Here is a 20,268-nt window from a genome sequence, read left to right as displayed (position 1 = left end):
AGGAGTCACTTGCCGGCGTTGATCGTGGCCGACTTGACCGCGCTGCCCTCGACGTCCCACTTCTTCAGGACCTCGGCGTACGAGCCGTCCTTGATGATCGCGTCGAGCGCTTCCTTGACGGCGTCGCGCAGCTGGGTGTTGTCCTTCGAGACGCCGATGCCGAAGAGGCCGACGTCGCTCTGGTTGCCGACGACCTCGAAGTCCTTGCCGCCGCCCGAGGTCTTCGCGATGTACGAGGCGACCGGGTAGTCGTTCAGGTCGGCGACCGCGCCGCCCGCCTTCACCCGGGTCTGGGCCTCGGCGTCGGTGTCGAAGGCCTGGATGGTCAGCTTCTTGTCGCCGCACTTGGTGGCCTGCGCCTTGAAGGTGTCCTCGTAGATCGTGCCGCGCTGGACGGCGACGGTCTTGCCGCAGAGGTCGTCGAGGGAGTCGACGCCCTGCGGGTTGCCCTTCTTGACCAGCAGGGAGACGCCGGAGTTGAAGTAGTCGACGAAGTCGATGCCCTTGCCGATCTTCTTCCCGTTGTCGTCCAGGCCCTCCTGGCGCTTCTTGTTGTCCGTCATCGAGGACATGATCAGCTGCTGGCGACCGGTGTAGATCGAGGTGATCAGGCCGTCGAAGGTGCCCGAGACGAACTCGAGCTTGACGCCGAGCTGCTTGCCGAGGGCCTCTCCGAGGTCGGGGTCGACACCGACGATCTTGCCGCCCTCGGTGAACTCCATCGGGGCGTACGAGGCGTCCGTGCCGACCTTGATGACGCCCGCCTTCTGGATGTCGGCGGGCAGCTTCGAGAAGAGCGGGGCCTTGCTCGCGGCGGCGGAGGAGGAGCCGCCCTCCTTGGTCGAACCGCTCTCGGTCTGGTCGCCGCAGGCGGTCAGCAGCATCGAGCCGGCGACCGCGATGGCGGCGACCGCGGCAAGACGGGACGTGCGGGTCTTGGCGGTCGTACAGCGCGTGGAGCGTGCGGTCATGGTCGGGTTCCTCCGGCGTGTGAAGTGCTGCCAGGTGGTCGCGTACGTACCTTCGAGTGTCGCGACCTCGTGTGATTACGGCATCTTGCCATTCGGACTGCCACAAACCGACGGCCTCGGATGTCAAAATCGGGTAACAGGTGACCCCGAAATCCCGACAGGCCGGTACATCAGGGCCGGATCTTCTGCGGAATCCCTTCCCCGGCACCGGAAAATCTGCGGTTCATCTCGGCATACGGACGAATGGAAGGCCGCCAATCGGGTGCGGGGACCATCTATCGGGACATCGGGTGACGTGTCGTTCTCCGTCCCCGTCCGGATGCACTCGGTATGAGTCGCGTCACCGAACGGATATGAACTCGTCTGCGGTGCCGTCCGTCCGGTAAGAAGGATCCTTACACCCCTCATCCGGGGCTCAGGGCGCGTTGTGCGGCGCGCCCGCGCGGCTGCCAGACACGGCGGCCGCGGGACCCGCCCACCGCTCCACACCAGGAGCGGCCAACCCTCAAATGAAGCAGACTCAAGGGGTCAACCCAATGGCAGCGGAAATCGTCAATCCTCGCAACGACAGTGGCACGGACGGAGCTCCCGAGGAGCCCTTCGACCCCGTCTTCGCCCTTCACCGGGGCGGCAAGATGGCCGTGCAGGCCACCGTCCCCCTCCGGGACAAGGACGACCTGTCCCTCGCGTACACGCCCGGCGTCGCCAAGGTGTGCACCGCGATCGCCGAGCAGCCCGAGCTGGTCAACGACTACACCTGGAAGTCCCAGGTCGTCGCCGTCGTGACCGACGGCACGGCCGTCCTCGGCCTCGGCGACATCGGCCCGGAGGCCTCCCTCCCGGTCATGGAGGGGAAGGCCATCCTCTTCAAGCAGTTCGGCGGCGTGGACGCGGTCCCGATCGCCCTGGCCACCACCGACACCGACGAGATCGTCGAGACCGTCGTCCGGCTCGCCCCGTCCTTCGGCGGCGTGAACCTGGAGGACATCTCGGCCCCGCGGTGCTTCGAGATCGAGCGCAAGCTCCAGGAGCGCCTCGACATCCCGGTCTTCCACGACGACCAGCACGGCACCGCCATCGTCACCCTCGCCGCCCTGCGCAACGCGGCGAAGCTGACCGGCCGGACCCTCGGCGACCTGCGCGGTGTCATCTCCGGCGCCGGTGCGGCCGGTGTGGCCATCGCCAAGTTCCTCCTGGAGGCCGGCCTCGGCGACGTCTGCGTCGCCGACCGCAAGGGCATCGTCAGCCGCGACCGCGAGGACCTCACGGACGTCAAGCGCGAGATCGCCGAGCTCACGAACAAGGCGGGCCTCACCGGTTCCCTGGAGAGCGCCCTGGCCGGCGCGGACGTCTTCATCGGCGTCTCCGGCGGTACGGTCCCCGAGGCGGCCGTCGCCGCCATGGCGCCGAACGCCTTCGTGTTCGCCATGGCCAACCCGAACCCCGAGGTCCACCCCGACGTCGCGCACAAGTACGCGGCCGTCGTGGCGACCGGCCGTTCGGACTACCCGAACCAGATCAACAACGTCCTCGCGTTCCCCGGCATCTTCGCCGGCGCGCTCCAGGTCCGGGCCTCCCGGATCACCGAGGGCATGAAGATCGCCGCGGCCAACGCCATCGCGGACGTGGTCGGCGACCAGCTCGCCGCCGACTGCGTGATCCCGTCGCCGTTCGACGAGCGGGTCGCCCCGGCCGTCGCGGCCGCGGTCGCCGCCGCCGCCCGCGCCGAGGGCGTCGCCCGCCGCTGACGCGCCCACCCGCCGACGCGCGCCGCCACGGCGCGCTCCGGGCACCCCGAAGGGCCCCGTTCCGATCACCGGGACGGGGCCCTTCGGCGTGCGGGGCGCACGGGAGGGGGCGCAGGTGCGCGCTGTCCAGGCGACACGGGTCACACGGGTGCGTGGTTCCGTCGCCCACCGGCGGCGGCCTAGGGTCGGGGCCATGTTCGCTGCCTACGCTGCCCGAATCGACCGCGACCAGCCCCTGAACGGCCTCGAATTGGGCGAACGCCCCGAACCCGAGGCACGGCCCGGGTGGACCACCGTCACCGTCAGGGCCGCCTCGCTCAACCACCACGACCTGTGGTCGCTGCGCGGGGTCGGACTGCCCGAGGAGAAGCTGCCGATGATCCTCGGCTGCGACGCCGCGGGCATCGACGAGGACGGCAACGAGGTCGTCCTGCACTCCGTCATCGGCCAGACGGGCCACGGTGTCGGCCCCGACGAGCCCCGGTCCATCCTCACCGAGCGCTACCAGGGCACCTTCGCCGAGCGGGTGACCGTCCCCAGCTGGAACGTGCTGCGCAAGCCGAAGGAGCTGTCCTTCGAGGAGGCCGCCTGCCTCCCCACCGCCTGGCTGACCGCCTACCGCATGCTCTTCACCAACGCCGGCGTGCGCCCCGGCGACTCCGTGCTGGTGCAGGGCGCGGGCGGCGGCGTCGCCACCGCCGCGATCGCCCTCGGCAAGGCGGCCGGCCTGCGGGTCTTCGCCACCAGCCGCGACGAGGCCAAGCGGAAGCGGGCCGTCGAACTCGGCGCCGTCGAGGCGTACGAGCCGGGCGCGCGGCTCCCGCAGCGCGTGGACGCCGTCATCGAGACCGTCGGCGCCGCCACCTGGTCGCACTCGGTCAAGTCGCTGCGGCCCGGCGGCACGCTCGTCATCTCGGGCGCCACGAGCGGTGACCGCCCCTCGCACGCCGAACTGACCCGGATCTTCTTCCTGGAGCTGAAGGTCGTCGGCTCGACGATGGGTTCCAAGGACGAGCTGGAGGACCTCCTGGCGTTCTGCGCGGCGACGGGCCTCCGGCCGGTGATCGACGAGGTGCTGCCGCTGGACCGGGCGCGGGAGGGCTTCGAGAAGATGGCCTCCGGCGAGCTCTTCGGGAAGATCGTCCTGAAGACCTCGTGACGACCCCTTGATGACTCGTCAGTACTGCTGATGGGATCTCCGGCACGCGAAACGTGAACATCTCTCACTTCCTCGTGCCGGAGGTCTTCCTTGCTGCGAACGCGAACCACCCTCGCGGCGACCCTCGTCGTCGCCGCCCTGCTCGCCCCGACGTCCGCCCGCGCGGAACCGGCGGAGACCGGAGGGGACGCGATGCCGGCCCTCACCGACGAGTACGGCCGCGTGCTCACCCTGCGCGGCTGGAACGTCGAGGACAAGGCCAACCGGGGCGACGCGGCCCTCTCCGCGATCACCGAGAAGCACTTCCGCGACCTGCGGGCCAAGGGCTTCGGCTTCGCCCGCCTGCTCGTCTTCTGGGACGACCTCGAACCCCGCCCCGGCCGGTACAGCCAGACCTATCTGCGGAAGATCGAACGCATCCTGGACTGGGCCGAGAAGTACGACGTCAAGGTCCTCGTCGACGCCCACCAGGACGTCTTCGGCCCCGCCTTCGGCCACCGGGGCGTGCCGGCCTGGGCGACCAGGACCGACGGACTGCCCTTCACCCCGCACCCGGACGACTGGTTCTCCGAGTACTTCGAACCCGCCGTCCAGCGGGCCTTCACCCACCTGTACGAGGACGAGGACCTGAGACGCGCCCAGGCCCGCATGTGGCGGGTGCTCGCCGACCGCTTCGAGGACCACCCGGCCGTGCTCGGCTACGACCTCATCAACGAGCCGATGGGCGAGCTGCGGGAGGGCGAGGACCTGCCGACGGCGGCCCGGCGCATCGAACGGGACCAGCTCACCCCGATGTACGACCGCCTCGCGGACGCGGTCCGTTCGGCCGACCGGGACGCCTGGGTCTTCGTCGAGCCGACCCCGATCGTCGGCGAGGGCGTGCCCACCGGACTGGGCAGGATCGACGACCCGAAGGTCGTCTACGCCCCGCACTTCTACAACACCGGCATGGAGGCCGGCGCCGACTACGACCCCGCCGCCGGCTGGATCGAGAGCTACGAGCAGGCCGTCACCCTGTATCCCAAGGAGTACAAGGTCCCCGTGGTGGTGGGGGAGTGGGGACCGCTCAACAACTCCCTGCCGAACATGAACCGCTTCTACCGCGAGGCCATGGCCTCCCTCGGGCGCTACACCTCCGGCTGGGCGGGGTACGTGTGGTGCTACGGCGGCGGCTACTGCGCGGTGGACGGCACCGGCGCCTTCCGTACGAACAAGGAACTGACCGCCGAGCCGTACGCGGAGGCGGTCGCGGGCACGGTCCGCTCCGCCGCGTACGACTCCGGGGCCGGGGTCTACCGCCTGTCCTACGACGCGGCCGGCCGGCGCGGACCCCGCGTCACCGAACTCTCCCTTCCGCCCGGCGACTGGCGGATCACCGCCCGCGGCGGCGCGCGAGTGCTCCGCGAGGACCGCGGCAGGGCCTCGATCCTCGCGACCCCCGGCGCCCGGGTGACGGTCACGGTCACCCGGGGCTGAGGGGTCCCGGCCGGGGTCGGACCCGGGCTGAGGGTCCGGCCCCGGGGGGTGCGGCCCCCAGGTCGCCCCCGGTCGCTCCTCAGGCCTTTCGGTCCGGGCGGAGCAGGGTCGTGATCCGGGCTGCCGCAGCGGACAAGTGGCCCCGGGTCTCGGCGAGTTGCGACTCGGTGACGCCGTGGTCGCGGGCCGCGTCGCGGATCTCGTCGCGGAAGCGGTCGAGGAGGCGGTCGAGGTCGCGGGCCGGGTCGCCCGAGCCCGCCACGTCCCGCGCCCACTCCGACGTCTCGTCGGCCGGGGCCTTCGTGAACGGCGACTCCGGCGACGCGGCCTTCGGGTGGGTCGTGCCCGTCACCAGGTCGCCGAGCTGGGCGGTGATGCCCGAGATCCCCTCCCAGACCCCCTTGGGCCAGTCGCCCCGTGAGAACCGGTCCTGGACCTCCTCCTGCACCTGCTGGGCGATCCGCTGGAACTCCTTCGCCTGGCGGCGTGCCGAGCGGGCCTCCTCACGGGCCTCGCGGGCCTGCTGCTTCCACTCCTGCCCGACCCGGCGCAGTTCCTCCCTGGCCTCGGCGAACGAGGAGGGTTCCGCCGCGCGGGTCCGGCCCGCGGCCGCGCGCATCTCGCTGCGCACCCGGCCGGCCGCGCCCCGCACGTCGTCGCGGATCTCCGCCGCCAGTTCCGAGACCGACTCGCGGATCTCCCGCTCCAGGTCGTCCAGTTCGGCCCCGCGACCGGCCAGTTCGGCGCGGCCGGCGTCGGTGATCGAGTAGACCTTGCGGCCCCCCTCGCTGGCATGGGTCACGAGGCCCTCGGCCTCCAGCTTGGCGAGGCGCGGATAGACCGTGCCCGCCGAGGGGGCGTACAGCCCCTGGAAGCGCTCCTCCAGGAGCCGGATCACCTCGTACCCGTGGCGCGGGGCCTCGTCGAGCAGTTTGAGGAGGTAGAGGCGGAGGCGTCCGTGGGCGAAGACGGGCGGCATCTCAGAGCACCTTTCCGGTCGCGGAGGGGGCGGACGAGGGGGCGGTGCCGCCGTCCTCCTCGGACTCGGGGCGGCGGAGCAGGGCGATGGATCCGGAGACGGTGGTCGCCTTGAGCGTCCCCCGGCCCGAACCGAGGGTGCCGGTGATGGACTTGGCGCCCCACTGCCCTCCCACCCGCAGGTCCTCGAAGGCGTTCGACACGGCGCCGCTCGTGGTGCTCGCCTCGACCCGGGCGTCGGCCGGGTGCGGGAGCCGGATGGCGACCTCGCCGGAGACGCTGGTGAGCCGGATGTCGGCGGGCGGTCCGTCGAGCCGGTCCGGGTCGAGGTCGACGACCATGTCGCCGCTGACGGTGTCGGCCTTCACGGAGGAGCCCGACCCCTCGATCACCGTCACGTCACCGGTCACGGAGTTGACGCGCAGCGCGCCGGTGACCGACTGGGCCTCCAGGTTCCCCGAGACGGTCTCGGCCCGGACCGGACCCGAGAGTCCGAGGAGGGTGGTGTCGCCCGTGACGCCGCGCACCTCCGTACGCCCTCTGATCCCCGTGACGACCGTCTCGGCGCCGACCGCGCCCACCTCGACGTCGACACCCGCGGGGACGGCGACGGAGACGACGGCCCGGCGCCGGTACTCCTTGCGCTCGAACCACTTGAGGATGCTCTTCCACTGCAGGTCCTCGTAGGTCACGGTCAGCGTGGAGCCGTCCTGCGTCACGATCAGGGGCGGGCCCTCGATCTCCGAGATCTCCACACGGGCGGAACTCTCGTCCGTCCCCACCACGTTCACCGTGCCGTTGACGATGCGGACCTGCAGCAGCGTCACGGGGTCGACCGGAGCCAGCTTCGTCGGCTCGGTGACGGACCACTCTGTCATGGTGCTGACCTCCCGTATCGGCAACGCAACATATCGCGTCTCTCGAAAAACACGATATATCGCGGCCTCGCGGAGTCAACCCTGACTCATCCCTCATTCGCCCCTGACAGGGGAAGGGTGAATGCCGTCATCCACGGACAAATTGCCCTAGCGTGGGGCCATGAACGCGACGTCCGGACCGCATTCCGCCGGAGCCCTCCTGCTCTGCCGCGGCGAGCCGCCGGAGGTCCGGCCGTCGGCCCGGTTCCTCCGGGAACCGCTGCTCCTCGCCCCCGCGGGCGCCGAGTGGACCGTGCTCGTACCGGAGGGGAAGCCCTGGCTGCACGGCGGGGAGTCCGTCGAGCGGGTCGTCACCGGCTGGGCCACCGCCCTCGCCGTCCCGGCCGGCGGCCGGCCCGTCGTCGCGCTCTGGTGGGACCGCGATCGCGCCGGCCTCACGCTCGCCGCCGGCTTCCGCCGCACGGTCGGCTACACCTGGCTCGCGGACGGCACCCCCGTCGGCGAGGACGAGGCCATGAGCACCTTCGCCGCCCGGCTCGCCCTCGACCCCGTCCTGGACGTGCAGGCGCTCGAACCGCTCACCGCGCCCGACCCGGACGCCGACGCCCGCACCCGTCTCGTCGGGGTCGTCGCCGTCCTCGCCCGCGCCGGACTCGCCCTGCCCGCCGGGCTCGTCCCCGGCGAGAGCGCCGACCGGCTCCGCTCCGCCGCCCTCGACCGGGGTGCCGAAGAGCTCGAAGGACACGGCTGGCGCGACGCCGTACGGGCGGAGCCGGACGGTCCGGAGGGCGGTCCCGTCGGCCTTTGCCCGCGCGGCCCCGGGGCGCGCGCACTGGGCGGGGCACAGCTCGCCGCGGGGGTGCCGCTGCTGCTCTGGGGCGCGGGCCGGCGCAGCGGCGGCTGGACGACGGCCGGCGCGCTGCTCGTCGCGCACGGCGCGCTCGGGCTCGCCCACGACCGGCTGCGGGAGCGGTGAGCCCACGACCGACCGGGCAGTGGTGAGCCCACGACCGACCGCGGCAGTGGCGCGCCAGGGGCAGGCCGCGGGAGCGGTGAGCCAGGGGCAGGCCGCGGGAGCGGCGAGCGGGCCGCCGGTCCCGCAGCCGGGCGCGTCTCCTACTCCTCGTCGTCCTCGTCGTCGTCCAGACGGGCCAGCCAGGTCGCGAGGCGCTCGACCGGCACCTCGAAGTCGGGGTTGAGGTCGACGAACGTCCGCAGCTGCTCGGCGAGCCACTCGAAGGTGACCTCCTCCTCGCCTCGCCGCTTCTCCAGTTCCTCGATGCCACGGTCGGTGAAGTACATGCGATCAGGATAGGCCGTACCCCTCACGTCCCCTGTCGCCCGTCAGCCCCACCGATTAGCCTTCTGGATCCAACATCGCTTCGGGGAGCGGGGGCCGCTGTGGCGCACGGGATCGCTCGGATTCGGCTGGACGACGGCACGCCCGTGTGGGCACGGGTCGGCGACGTGGAGGAACTCGGGCGGGGCGGCGGTTTCCAGGACACCGGGGTCAGGGACCGGGTCGTCTCGATGGCCGGCGGGCTCACGGACGTGGTGCGCGGAGTCGTCGGCTCCCTGCGCGCCGGCCTCGACCCCCAGGGGCCGGTGGAGGTCGCCGTCAGCTTCGGCATCGAACTGTCGGCGCAGTCCGGCAAGGTGATCGGCGTCCTCGCGGACGGCGCGGGCAAGGCCTCCGTGAACGTCTCCCTCACCTGGACCGAACCGGGCCCCACCGGGCACGCGGTGGAGTCCGCGCCCGGCTCCGCCGAGCCGGAGCCCGCGGAACGACGGCCCGGCATCGTCCCGCAGCGGCGCCCGGCGGCCGATGGCACCGCATGAGCGCCTTCGACGCTCTCGTGCGCCCCGCACTCGTACGCATCGGCGCTCCCGACGGCGGGTATGACCCGCACGGCGACCAGTTCTGGGGCACCGGCTTCTTCATCGCCCCCGGCTGGGTGCTGACGTGCGCCCATGTCGTGGCCGAGGGGGGTGGCGAGGTGTGGAGGAAGGAGCCGGCCGTCGGCATCACCTGGCAGGACGGCAGGTCCACGCGCCGGTCCATCGGCACGGTGGTGCTCGCCCTGCCCCGGCCCGACGACCCCGACGCGCGCCCCGAGCCCTGGGGCTTCCCCGACGTCGCGCTCGTGCGCGTGCCCGGCACCGGCAGGGCCTCCTGCGTCCTGCTCTCCGAGCGCCCTCCGGCCCGGACCACCGAGGTCGGCCTGCACGGCTGGTCGCGGGAGACCGGGGAGCTGGGCATCCGCCAGGTCCACGGCCGGCTCAGCGGCGTCGACGCCCAGGCCCTGGTGACGGAGGGGGTGCTGCCCGTCGAGGGCTGCTCCGGCGGCCCCGTCGTCGACGACCTCCAGGGCGCCGTGATCGGCTTCAACAAGGGGCGCTGGTCCGACCGGGGCGCCCTCGTCCCCCTCACCGCCCTGCGCCGTCTGCACGACGCTCCCGGGGGCCGGTTCTGGGCCGAGGCCCTGCGCGACCACGACCGTCACCACCTCGACCACTACCTCAAGTCGCTGGAGGACGGGTCCGACTGGACGCGCGCGCAGAAGAAGCTCGACGGCCCGCACCCGTTGAGCCCGAGCCTGCGCACCCGGCTGCGGGGACGGCTCGCCGCCCTGCCGCCGCCGATCAACCCCGGCGAGATCATGGACCTGGTCGACCGGGTCAAGGCCTGGATCAGGAACACCACGACCCCGGACGCGTTCGAGGACGACCCGCGCACGTGGAGCGAGGGCGCGGCCCTGCTGTACGGGCTGCGCGCGCCCGACCGCAGCGATCCGGGCGACCCCGGCCTCGACGCCGTCCTCCTGTACGCGGCCCACGTCGTCCGGCGCGTCTCCGGGCGCCCCGGCGGGCTGGGCGACGCGACCGCCTTCCGGGACTGGCTCGTCGACCTGGCCGTCGACGCGGGGCCGTTCCTCCGCCGGGAGATCGACGACCTGATCGGCTCCGGCGTCGCGGAGGTCCGCGAGCGCCGGGCACGCGCGGACGTGCTCCTGGAGATCGACACGCCCCGCTGGGACCGGCGCTACCCCTGGCGGGTGAAGCTGCTCCGCGACGGCCACATGGTCACCCCGCTCCACGGCGACGACCGCGGCGTCGAGCGGGCCGAGCTCAAGGAGATCCTGCGCGGGCCGCTCGCCGAGGCCCTCCGGCTCGGCGACAACGGGCCGTACCTGGCCTCCGTGGAGGCGGTGCTGCCGCGCGAGCTCTTCGACGAGCCGCTCGACACCTGGCGGCTCGAACCCCCGCAGGGCCCCGACGAGGAGTGGGGGGCCACCACCCTCGGGCAGCGCCGCGTCGTGGTCATCAGGGACGCCCGGCGCCACGGCAGACCGCCGTCGCCCGAGTGGCGGGAGCGCTGGGCGGCCGGCGAGCGAGGGCCGCTGCGCGCGGTCCCGCTGCGCGCCGAGGTGCCCGGCGCGGGCCCGGACGCCCACACCCCGCGCGTGCGCCGGGAGACCTGGGCGAAGACGTACGAGCGGCTCAGCGGGGCCCAGGGCGGCACCGTTCCCGTCTACTGCGGTCCGGTGGGCAGCGGCGACGGGCTCATGGCGATGAACGCGGCCCTGGCCGCCGGCCACCCGCTGGCCCTCTGGCGGACCGGCGCCCACGACCACGCCGACTGCGCGGCCTTCCACGTGGAGGCGGACTGGATGCTCGCGGACGCGCGCACGGCCCAGGGACTCGGCGAGCCCGTCCGCGCCCTGCGCGCCCTGACGCCGGAGCGGGCCGACCTCGCCTGGGCCGAGACCATCGCCGTCCTGTACGACCCGCCCGACCGCCCGCCGCCCGCCGGCCGTCTGGAGGCCCCGCCGCTGCTCGGCGAGGAGGACCCGTGAGTCCGGCCGAGCGCGCCCCCGGCCCGGGACGCCCCGTGAGTCCGGCGGCTCCCGGGCCCGGTTCCGGACGCCCCGCGACTCCGGCGGCTCCCGGCCCGGGACGCCCCACGAGTCCGTCTCTCGCCGTCGGCCCGGGACGCCCGGCGTCCCCACCGCCTCCCGGCCCCACCCCCGGACACCCCGCGTCCCCGCCGGCTCCCGGGCCCGTTCCGGACGACCGGTTCGGGGGTCGGCAGGGGCGGGATCCGGGCAGTACGTTCGGAGGGCGCGGCCAGCACACCACAGCCAGAAGGAGTTCATGGTGAACGATTGGCGGATCTACCGTGGGGCCGGGCATCCGCACGACGAGATACGGCGCCTGCCCGCCCCGCCGCCCTGGCGCGACTTCTCCGCGGGCGGCGCCGACGACACCCTCGCCGGCTCCGACCGACGGCTCGGCGTCAAGCGCCGGCTCGTCCAGAACCACCACCCCCGGCCCGCCGAGACCGACGCGGTCAACGCCGCCCTGTACCTGCGGCGTCCGCTCCTCGTCACCGGCAACCCCGGCACCGGCAAGTCCACCCTCGCGCACGCCGTCGCCCACGAGCTGCGCCTCGGCCGCGTGCTGCGCTGGCCCATCGTCAGCCGCTCCACCCTCCAGGACGGCCTCTACCGGTACGACGCCATCGGCCGCCTCCAGGACGTCCAGCTGGAGCGCGCCCGGACGGGGACGCCCGGCTCCGCCGCCGCGGCCCCGGCCGGCATCGGCTCGTACATCCGGCTCGGACCGCTCGGCACCGCGCTGCTCCCCTCCGAGCAGCCCCGGGTCCTGCTCATCGACGAGCTCGACAAGAGCGACCTCGACCTGCCCAACGACCTCCTGAACGCGCTGGAGGAGGGTGAGTTCGCCATCCCCGAGCTGGAGCGGATCGCCGACCGGGAACCCGTCGTCGAGGTGCTCGGCGACGACGGCCGCAAGGTGCCGGTGTACGGCGGCCGGATCCGCTGCACCACCTTCCCCTTCATCGTGCTCACCTCCAACGGCGAACGGGACTTCCCCGCCGCCCTGTTGCGCCGCTGCATCCGGCTGGAGCTCGAACCGCCCGGCGAGGAGCAGCTCGGCGCGATGATCGAGGCCCACCTCGGGAGCGACGCCGTCGCCGGCGAGGGCGAACAGGGCCTCGTCCAGCGGTTCCTGAACCGCGAGCCGGGCGAGGTCATCGCCACCGACCAGCTGCTCAACGCGCTCTACCTCACCCAGCACGCCTCCCGCGCCGAGCGGGTGACCAGGGAACGCATCGCGGACATGCTCATGCAGCCGCTCGATCAGCCGAGGTGATGGCCGGATGCACCGGACGCACCGGACGCCTCTGGAGGAGCTGACCCGCAGACTGCGGGCGGGCGGGGCGGACCCGTCCGCCGAGGCGGTCGCGGACGCGCTCTGGCTGTCCCAGTGGCTGCCGGAACCGGAGGCCCCTGATCCGGAGCAGCCGTCCCGCGCGGTCGACGGGAGCACGGAGACCGCCGGACCCACCGACGGGGGGCGAGATCCGGCCGATCCGGAGGAGGCGACCGCGGGTGCGCCCGCGTCCCCGTCCCGACGCACCGGAACCCGGGAGTCCGTCGCCCTCCACATGCGCTCCGGAGCCGTCCCGGCGGACGGAGCGCGCGGCGACGCGGGCGGGGCGACGCGACGGGGCGCCGCCCTGCCCGTACGAGCCCCCGGCGCCAACGCCCTGCCCGGACTCCTCGGCCTGCAGAAGGCCCTGCGCCCGCTGCGGGGGTACGCACCCGCCCCGCCGCGCCCCGGCGAGGGCACCCTCGACGAGGAGGCCACCGCCGAACGCAGCGCCGCCGCGGGCATCCTGACGCCCGTCCTGCGCCCCGCCGCCGGCCGCCGCCCCGACATCCAGCTCCTCATGGACACCGGCCCCGCCATGGTCGTCTGGGACCGCATGGTCGAGGAGCTCCGCCAGGCCTGCCAGCAGTCCGGCGCCTTCCGCGACGTCCAGGTGCACCGTCTGTACGACACCGGCGAGGGCCCCCCGCTCGTCACCACCACCTCCGGCGCCGACGGCCGCCCCCGGCTCCGGCCCGTCGACCAGCTCCACGACCCCACCGGGCGCCGCTTCACCCTCGTCGTCAGCGACTGCGTCGGACCCCTCTGGCAGCGCGGCGCCGCCCAGCGCTTCCTGCGCCAGTGGCCCCGACACTCCCCGCTCGCCCTCGTCCAGCCGCTGCCGCCGCGCCTCTGGCCGCGCACCGCGCTCCCCGCCGAACCGGGCTCCTTCCAGCGTTCCACGAGTCCCGGGGGCCCCGCCGCCTTCCGCTCCGACGACGAACCCTGGGCGGTTCCGGATCCGGCCAGGCAGGCCGTTCCCGTGCTCACCCCCACCCCCGAGGCCTTCGCCTCCTGGGTCCGGCTCCACACCGGTCACGGCGGCGACACCGTCCGGGGCTGGGCCGCCTGGCTCGCCCCCGAGCCGACGCGACCGCCGGCGCCCCGGACGCCCCGCGTGCCGCGCGGCGACGAGGAACTCCTGCGCGCCTTCCGGGCGGGTGCCTCGCCTGGGGCGCTCCGGCTCGCCGTCCACCTCGCGGCGGCCCCGCTCACCCTCCCCGTCATGCAGCTCGTCCAGCGCGCGATGCTGCCCGACACCGGGCCGATGGAGCTGGCCGAGGTCCTGCTCAGCGGGCTCCTTCGGCGACTGCCCGGCCCCACCCCGTACCCCTGCTTCAGCTATCCGCCCGGCGTCCAGCAGCTCCTGCTCTCCTCGCTCGACCCCGGTGCCGCCGCTCTCGTCCTCAAACACTGCTCCGCCTACGTGGAGCGCAACTTCGGCCAGGGCATGCGGAACTTCCCGGCGCTCGCCGCCGCCCGGCTCGCCGGTCACGGACCCGCCGACGGCGGCCCCGGCCCCGTCACGGCGCCCGACGAGACCGACGAACCCACCGGGAGCGAGGGTGCCGAGGCGGAACTGTTCGCCCGCATCCCCGCGCGCGTGCTCCGCTTCTACCACCCCGACCTCGTCACCCCCGACCCCCTCACCGAAGCCCGCCGCCTCCTCGAACAGGGACGCGCCCAGTCCGACCCCGCCCTGCTCTCCGCCGCCCGCGAGCGCGCCGAGGAGGCGCTTCCCGCCGCACCCGTCGAGGCCCGTGTCGTCCTCGGCCGCGTCATGTACGCGGAGGCGGGCACGGGGGCCGCCCGGCGTGCGGGACGACGCGGCGAACTCCTCGCCCGGGCCGCCGAGACCCTCGACCACGCCGCGGAGCTGGCCCGCCCCGGGGACGACCACTGGGCCGAGGCCCGCCTCGAACGGGCCGTCGTCCAGCACGCCCTGTGGCAGGAGACCGGGGACCCCCGGCAGCTCGACGCCGCCCTCTCCGCGCTCGCCGAGGACGCGGACCGGTGGCCCCCCGCCGTCCGGCCCACCCTGCGCCTGCGCCGCGGACGGCTGCTCCTGGCGCGCGGCGACGGCACCGCGGCGGCCGAGGAACTCACCGCGGCCCTCGCCCTCGGGGAGAGCGCCGCGGCCCTGCTCGACCTCGCCGACGCCCTGCACCTCGCCGAAGCGGGCCCCGACCGCGTCGGCCCCGTCCTCGACCGGGCGGAAGCCCTCCTCGGCGACGGCCGGGCCCTGAGGCTGCGGCACGCCGTGGCGCTCGCCCGGCTGCACGAGACCGCCGGCGACGGACCGGCCGCCGACGCGGCCTACGAGCGGGCCACCCTCCTCACCCCCGCCGAGGGCGAACAGCGCGGCCGGCTCCTGCTCACCTGGGGCGAGTCCCTGCTGCGCCGCGCCGCCGCCGGCACCGGCACCCGGCCGGTCGACCGCGCGGAGTCCGTGCTGCGCGAGGCCCTCACCTGCCTCCCCGCCGGCGCCGCCGCCCGCGAGCGGACCAGGATCCTCATCGGCAGTGTGCTCGCCCTGCGCTTCGACCGCGCAGGGTTCCTGCCGGACCTGTACGAGAGCCGCCACCTCCTGGAGGAAGCCGTCCGCGCCACCCGCGACCCGGCGGCCCGGGCCGGGGTCCGGCTCCAGCTGGGCCGGGTGCTCCTGCAGCTGAGCGAGGCCGCGCGGGACGGACAGCTCGTCGGCGCCCTCGCCGCCTTCCGGCACGCCGCCGACGACACCCGGGCCGCCCACGGCGACACCCCCGGCACGATCACCCTGGCACGGGCGCTCCACGCCCAGGGGGCGGTGCTGTACCTGATGGACCGCGTCGGCCGGGCCGCGGCCGTCCTGGAGGAGGCCGCCGAGCAGTGGCGGCGGCTCGACGGCGTGCTGGTGGCGGTGGACTGGGCGGACGTGGAGCGGACCAGGGCCCTGCTCGCCGAGGTCCGCGCCGACCCCCGGCCGCGGCCTGACCGCTTCTCCCGCGAGGAACGGCGCCGGATCGTGCCGCCCTGGTGGGCATGGAGGGAAGAGGAGGCGGAACGGCTTGATAACGGGGGCGCGCACGGGCGCAGTTGAGTCGAACGGGTTTCCGCCTTTGGGGCGTCGGGAAGAACCGCTCCGCCGCTACGACCGTGGGGGACAGGGGTCGGTGAGGAGGAGCCGAGGGTGTTGGAGCACACGAAGCGGGTCGCAGGCGCCGACCGGGGCGGCGAACGGCCATGGCGCCTTCCCGACCTCACCGGCGTGGACCTGCGGACCTTGCGCTTCATGGACGACCCCGAACTGGCTGCCGCCGTCGAGCGGGTGCTCTGGCATCCGCAGGAGCTGGCCGATTCCTGGGCGGAGACCGCCGGGGACAGGGCCCACGGCTGACCTCCGGTGGACCGGCCGCGCCGACCGGCCGTTTTCGGTCAGATGCGCATCACCCGCCGTGGGCCCGTGGAGGCGGGAGTGAACACCGCGCCCCCGCCCGCCCCCGTCCTCGCCCGGCTGGCGCGGCTCAGCCCCGACCCGGACGGGCTCGCACTGCTGCGGTCCGCCCTGCACGCCCGGCGACTGCTGCTCCTCAAAGCGCTCCTGGTGCGCGTCCACCGGCACCGGACGTCCGTCGAACCGGGCGTGCTCGGCCGCTTCGAGCGCTCCTGGGAACTGCTCGAACGGGTCGAGCGGCGCCATCCCGCCGTGGTCCGGGACGTCCTCGACTACCCGACGACCGGGGCCTGGCTGGCCGGGGCGCTCGCCGAGCCCGCCGGACCGGCCTTCGACAGACTGCTCGGCCACCTCGACAGCCTCGCGGTCACCGCCGCCCTGCGCGGCGGCGGCCCGCTCGACCTCACCGTGGAGACCCCGGACGGCCTGCTGTCGCTGCCCGGCGTGGGCCGGCTGGGGGTGGCCGCGGACCGCGTCCGGATCGGCGCCGGCGAGCGGACCGTACGGTTCCACCCGGACGGCGCCCGTCACGCCGCACCCGCCGTCCTGACCCTGACCGGCCGGCGCCACGGGGTGCTCACGGGCCGCGGGCCCGGCTGGCGCGCGGTCCGGCCGCTGCCCCGCAGCGCCGCGCGCCTGGACGACCTCGACCCGTACCGGGTGCCGTCCGGCGCGGGCGGCGGCACGGCGGTCGCCGCCGCCGACCCCGCCGACACCGATCACACCGCCTGGTCCGCCACCTGGCGCGCGGCCCTGGACCTCCTCGGCCGTACGGACCCGGGCCGGGCGGCCGAGGTGGCGCGCGGCGTCCGTGCGGTCGTCCCGGTCGTTCCGCGCGGCCCCCGGCACCTGGGCGCCACGCTGAGCGCCGCCCCCGGAGCCGTACTGACCTCGCTGCCCGCCGAGGGGTGGGGGATGGCCGAAACGCTCGTGCACGAGCTGCACCACAGCAAGCTCGCGACGCTCCACGAACTCGTGCCGCTCTACGGTCCCGGGCGGGACGCCGTGCACCGGGTCGGCTGGCGGTCGGACCCGCGGCCCCTCGCCGGCGTGCTGCACGGCGCCTACGCGCATCTGGCCCTGGCCGACCTGTGGCGGCGCGCGGTCGCCGCCGAGGGGGTGCCGACGGCCTGGCGGACCGCTGCCGGGCACCAGTTCGACGACATCCACGATCAGGTGGGCGGGGCGCTGCGGATCCTGCTTGAATCCGATGAACTGACCGTGACCGGGCGGAAGTTCGTCCGTCACATGAGGATGCACCACGCGAGCCTCGGCGCGGCCCCCCTGGTCGCTGGGTAACACTGTGCCCACGGCACATCACACTGCGTTGCGCGGGAGCGGGACGGGAGACACGACAGATGGCGGAACAGCGATCGGGCGGTGCGGCGGACCACGGAGCCAGGAGCGCGCCGGAACACGTCCTCGTGGTCTTCCCCGGCTACCACCGTCCGTGGGCGACCTGGATCAACCAGCGGCTCGACGCCTACGGGGTCCGGGCGAGCCTCCAGCGCTGGGACCCGCCGCGCGAGGCGCCCCTGGAGGACTCGCTCGGCGACCTGCTGCTCGCGCGCGGCCAGGTGCTGCTCGTCCTGGACGACTGGTTCTTCCAGCTCGGCCCCCGTGCGGCCGGCGAGTGGAACGACGTCCTGCGCGGCTTCGTCGCCTCCCACGCCGAACGGTTCGCCGCGGTCAACCTCACCAACCGGACCCTGCTGCCGGCCACCGCCGTCCTCGAACCCGTCAGCCTCTGGGGCGTCGGCGAGGAGGAGGCCGAAGCCCGGCTGCTCAGCCGGCTCGGCGTCGAACCCCGCCGCCCCACCGGCCGCCGGCTGCCCGCCGGATCACTCGTCCGTTTCCCGGACACCCCTCCCGAGATCTGGGGCGAGGTCCCGCGCCGCAACCCGCGCTTCACCGGCCGGGACGACCTGCTCACCGAGCTCCAGGAACGGCTCATGGACGCCGAGCGCGGCAGCGCCGCGTGCACCCTGCTCGGCATGTCCGGCATCGGCAAGACCCAGATCGCCGCCGAGTACGCCCACCGCTTCAGCTCCGACTACGACGTCGTGTGGTGGGTCAGCTCCGACGACCGCAACGTGCAGCGCGACCGCTTCGGCGAACTCGCCGCCGAACTCGGCCTCTCCACCGGCAACGAACCCGGCGAACGCATCCGCGCCGTCCGCGAGGCGCTGCGCCGGGGCGACCCGCACTCCCGCTGGCTCATCGTCTTCGACGGCTGGGACGACACGGACGGCGCGAACGTCATGCTGCCGCACGGCCCCGGCCACGTCCTCGTCACCTCGCGCAACCGCGGCTGGGGCGACTACACCGACATCCTGGAGATCCCCGGCTTCGACCGCGCCGAGTCGACCGCCTACCTGATGCGGCGCGCCCCGCACGTCACGGCGCCCGAGGCCGACGAGGTCGCCGCCGAGTTCGGGGACGTCCCCCTGCCGCTGGTCCAGGCCGCGGCCTGGCTCGGCGAGTCCCGCATGGAGGTCTCCGAATACCTGCACATGGTCCGCGACGGGCGGATCTCCGCCGTCGAGCCGGCCGGCGAAGGCTTCCCCCAGGCGTCCCTGACCTCCTGGTCGATACTGATCAACCGGCTCCGACGCGCCCAGCCGCAGGCCATCGACGTGCTCAGCCTGTGCGCCTCCTTCGCCCCCGGCCGCATCCCGCTCGGCCTCATCCGCGCCTACCCGCAGGCGGATCTCCCCGAGGACCTGCGCTGGATGGTCACCGACCTCGCCGCCTGGTCCCGGGCCCTGGACACGCTGGTCAACTACTCGGTGCTCACCCGCGAGACCCGGGGCCCCGTCAACAACGCCGAGGTGGGCCCGCACCAGGAGTCCGTGCACATGCACCGGCTCGTCCACGACATCGTCGCCCGGCTCACCGAGGGCGACCACCGCGCCGCCCACCGCCAGGCCGTCCGCACCCTGCTCGCCGAGGCCGACCCCGGCAACCCCATGGACAGCCGGCACTGGCCCCGCTACGCCGAACTCCTGCCCCACCTGGAACCCTCCGGCGCGCTCCACAGCCGCAACCCGCGCACCCAGACCGCCGTGCTCAACTGTCTGCGCTACTGCTTCCGCAGCGGCGAGTTCAGGGCCGGCATCCAGCTCGCCGAGAAGATCCGGGACAACTGGTCCGCCTTCATGGACCCGCTGGACCAGCCCATGCTGGACCTGACCACCCAGCAGGGCAACATCCTGCGTTCCTTCGGCCGCTTCCGCGAGGCGTACGACCTCGACCTCGCCCAGCGGGAACGCCTCGCCACCGCCCAGCCCCCCAACGAGCTCGGCACCCTGCTCTCCAGCAGCGCCATCTCCAGCGACCTGCGCTTCCTCGGGCAGTACAAGGAGTCGGAGCGGCTCCAGCGCGGCGTCCTCGCCGACGCCGAACGGCTCCTCGGCAGCACCGAGTTCTCCACCCTCGTCGCCCGCCACAACCTCGGCGTCACCCTGCGGCAGCTCGGCCGCTTCCGGGAGGCGCACGAGTCCGACGTCGAGACCCTCGCCCTCAGCGAGCGGGTCCTCGGCAAGCGCCACTCCCACACCCTCAACTCCAGCAACGCCCTCGCGCACGACCTGCGACTGCTCGGCCAGTACCGCGAGGCCCTCGCCCGCCAGGAGGCCAACGTCCTGCGCCACGTGCAGGTGCTCGGCCCGCAGCACCTGCAGACCCTGTACGCCCGCACCCAGCTGGCCCTGTGCCGGCGCCGCGAGGGCGGCTTCCAGCAGGACCTCGGAGCCACCATGGCCAGCCTGCTCGAACAGATGCAGCAGGTGCACGGCCGCGGGCACTACCTCACGCTCAACGCCATCAACAACTACGCCAACTACCTCCGCGAGCACGGCGACCTCGACCAGGCCCGCGAACTCAGTCACGAGGCCGAGGCCGGCTACCGCGCCCTCCTCGGCCCCGCGCACCCGGTCGCCACCGGTGTCCTCGCCAACACCGCCCTGGTCCTCCAGGCGTCCGGCGAACGCGCGGACGCCCTGGCCATCCTGGAGGCCGCGCTCGCCGGACTGACCGCCTCCCTCGGGGCCGATCACCCCTGGGTCCTGGGCTGTGCCCTCAACGCCTGCGCGGCACGCAACTTCAACGGCCGGGTGCACGACGCGGCCGAGCTCAGCCGGGACACCCTCCGCCGGGCCCGGCACGTCCTCGGCAACGAGCACCCGCTCACCCTGTCGTGCCAGGTGGCCCTCGCCACCGACCTGCGCGGGCTCAGGGAGAACGAGGAGGCCGGGAAGCTGGAGGAGGACGCGCTGCTCACCCTCACCCGCACGCTGGGGGCCCAGCACCCGCACACCCTGTCGGCGCGCCAGCGCAACCGGCCCTACTGGGACTTCGAGGCCAACCTGGGCTGAGCCCCGTACAGACG

Annotated in this window: 15 protein-coding genes; 11 read left to right on the top strand and 4 right to left on the bottom strand. The window is 74.1% G+C overall.

Annotated elements, in window-relative coordinates:
- Window positions 1-5: 5 nt before the first annotated feature.
- Window positions 6-971, bottom strand: a complete 966-nt coding sequence (locus IE180_RS01210; protein ID WP_190154837.1) for an ABC transporter substrate-binding protein — start codon at window positions 969-971, stop codon at window positions 6-8.
- A 536-nt stretch (window positions 972-1,507) separates the two neighbouring features.
- Between IE180_RS01210 and IE180_RS01205 the strand changes: the two genes are divergently transcribed.
- From IE180_RS01205 to IE180_RS01195, 3 genes are all read left to right on the top strand, one after another.
- Window positions 1,508-2,719 carry an NAD(P)-dependent malic enzyme gene (locus IE180_RS01205; protein ID WP_093874118.1) on the top strand — a complete coding sequence of 404 codons (1,212 nt, stop codon included), beginning with the start codon at window positions 1,508-1,510 and terminating at the stop codon, window positions 2,717-2,719.
- Window positions 2,720-2,912: 193 nt separating this feature from the next.
- A complete protein-coding gene (locus IE180_RS01200; RefSeq protein ID WP_190154836.1) occupies window positions 2,913-3,878 on the top strand; it encodes a zinc-binding dehydrogenase in 966 nt (321 codons plus the stop codon).
- A 192-nt stretch (window positions 3,879-4,070) separates the two neighbouring features.
- Window positions 4,071-5,354, top strand: coding sequence for a cellulase family glycosylhydrolase (locus IE180_RS01195; protein WP_373302653.1), 1,284 nt, complete (start codon window positions 4,071-4,073; stop codon window positions 5,352-5,354).
- A gap of 79 nt (window positions 5,355-5,433) precedes the next feature.
- Here the strand turns inward: IE180_RS01195 and IE180_RS01190 are convergent, their stop codons facing one another.
- Together IE180_RS01190 and IE180_RS01185 are read right to left on the bottom strand one after the other, a co-directional pair.
- On the bottom strand, window positions 5,434-6,333 hold the full coding sequence (locus tag IE180_RS01190; RefSeq protein WP_190154834.1) for a PadR family transcriptional regulator: 900 nt from the start codon (window positions 6,331-6,333) through the stop codon (window positions 5,434-5,436).
- Window position 6,334: 1 nt separating this feature from the next.
- Window positions 6,335-7,210, bottom strand: a complete 876-nt coding sequence (locus IE180_RS01185; protein ID WP_190154833.1) for a DUF4097 family beta strand repeat-containing protein — start codon at window positions 7,208-7,210, stop codon at window positions 6,335-6,337.
- A 160-nt stretch (window positions 7,211-7,370) separates the two neighbouring features.
- Between IE180_RS01185 and IE180_RS01180 the strand changes: the two genes are divergently transcribed.
- Window positions 7,371-8,186, top strand: a complete 816-nt coding sequence (locus IE180_RS01180; RefSeq protein ID WP_190154832.1) for a hypothetical protein — start codon at window positions 7,371-7,373, stop codon at window positions 8,184-8,186.
- A 140-nt stretch (window positions 8,187-8,326) separates the two neighbouring features.
- Here the strand turns inward: IE180_RS01180 and IE180_RS01175 are convergent, their stop codons facing one another.
- Complete coding sequence (locus IE180_RS01175) at window positions 8,327-8,512, bottom strand: DUF6104 family protein (RefSeq protein WP_030207192.1); 186 nt, start codon at window positions 8,510-8,512, stop codon at window positions 8,327-8,329.
- Between the two features lie 144 nt (window positions 8,513-8,656).
- Here IE180_RS01175 and IE180_RS01170 point away from each other — a divergent pair, with 144 nt between their 5' ends.
- The 7 genes from IE180_RS01170 (at window position 8,657) to fxsT (ending at window position 20,254) form a co-directional block, all read left to right on the top strand.
- A complete protein-coding gene (locus tag IE180_RS01170; protein ID WP_229860235.1) occupies window positions 8,657-9,049 on the top strand; it encodes a CU044_2847 family protein in 393 nt (130 codons plus the stop codon).
- Window positions 9,046-11,067, top strand: coding sequence for a VMAP-C domain-containing protein (locus tag IE180_RS01165; RefSeq protein WP_190154831.1), 2,022 nt, complete (start codon window positions 9,046-9,048; stop codon window positions 11,065-11,067). The genes IE180_RS01170 and IE180_RS01165 overlap by 4 nt, the downstream gene beginning before the upstream one ends.
- Window positions 11,068-11,368: 301 nt before the next feature.
- The gene (locus tag IE180_RS01160; protein WP_190155192.1) at window positions 11,369-12,385 is read left to right on the top strand and encodes an AAA family ATPase; all 1,017 of its coding nucleotides are present in this window, start codon (window positions 11,369-11,371) and stop codon (window positions 12,383-12,385) included.
- Between the two features lie 7 nt (window positions 12,386-12,392).
- Window positions 12,393-15,524 carry an SAV_2336 N-terminal domain-related protein gene (locus IE180_RS01155; RefSeq protein WP_190154830.1) on the top strand — a complete coding sequence of 1,044 codons (3,132 nt, stop codon included), beginning with the start codon at window positions 12,393-12,395 and terminating at the stop codon, window positions 15,522-15,524.
- A 90-nt stretch (window positions 15,525-15,614) separates the two neighbouring features.
- Window positions 15,615-15,821 (top strand): FxSxx-COOH-like cyclophane-containing RiPP peptide, encoded by a 207-nt coding sequence (locus tag IE180_RS01150; protein WP_190155230.1) that lies wholly within the window; start codon window positions 15,615-15,617, stop codon window positions 15,819-15,821.
- A 78-nt stretch (window positions 15,822-15,899) separates the two neighbouring features.
- Window positions 15,900-17,177, top strand: a complete 1,278-nt coding sequence (locus tag IE180_RS37060; protein WP_190154829.1) for an aKG-HExxH-type peptide beta-hydroxylase — start codon at window positions 15,900-15,902, stop codon at window positions 17,175-17,177.
- A gap of 59 nt (window positions 17,178-17,236) precedes the next feature.
- Window positions 17,237-20,254 (top strand): FxSxx-COOH system tetratricopeptide repeat protein, encoded by a 3,018-nt coding sequence (gene fxsT / locus IE180_RS01140; RefSeq protein ID WP_190154828.1) that lies wholly within the window; start codon window positions 17,237-17,239, stop codon window positions 20,252-20,254.
- The last annotated feature ends 14 nt before the right edge of the window (window positions 20,255-20,268 follow it).

The organism is Streptomyces litmocidini (genome assembly GCF_014649755.1).
GTDB lineage: Bacteria > Actinomycetota > Actinomycetes > Streptomycetales > Streptomycetaceae > Streptomyces > Streptomyces litmocidini.
Note: the sequence above shows the minus strand (reverse complement) of the source record. Positions and strands in the feature narration are given on the sequence as shown.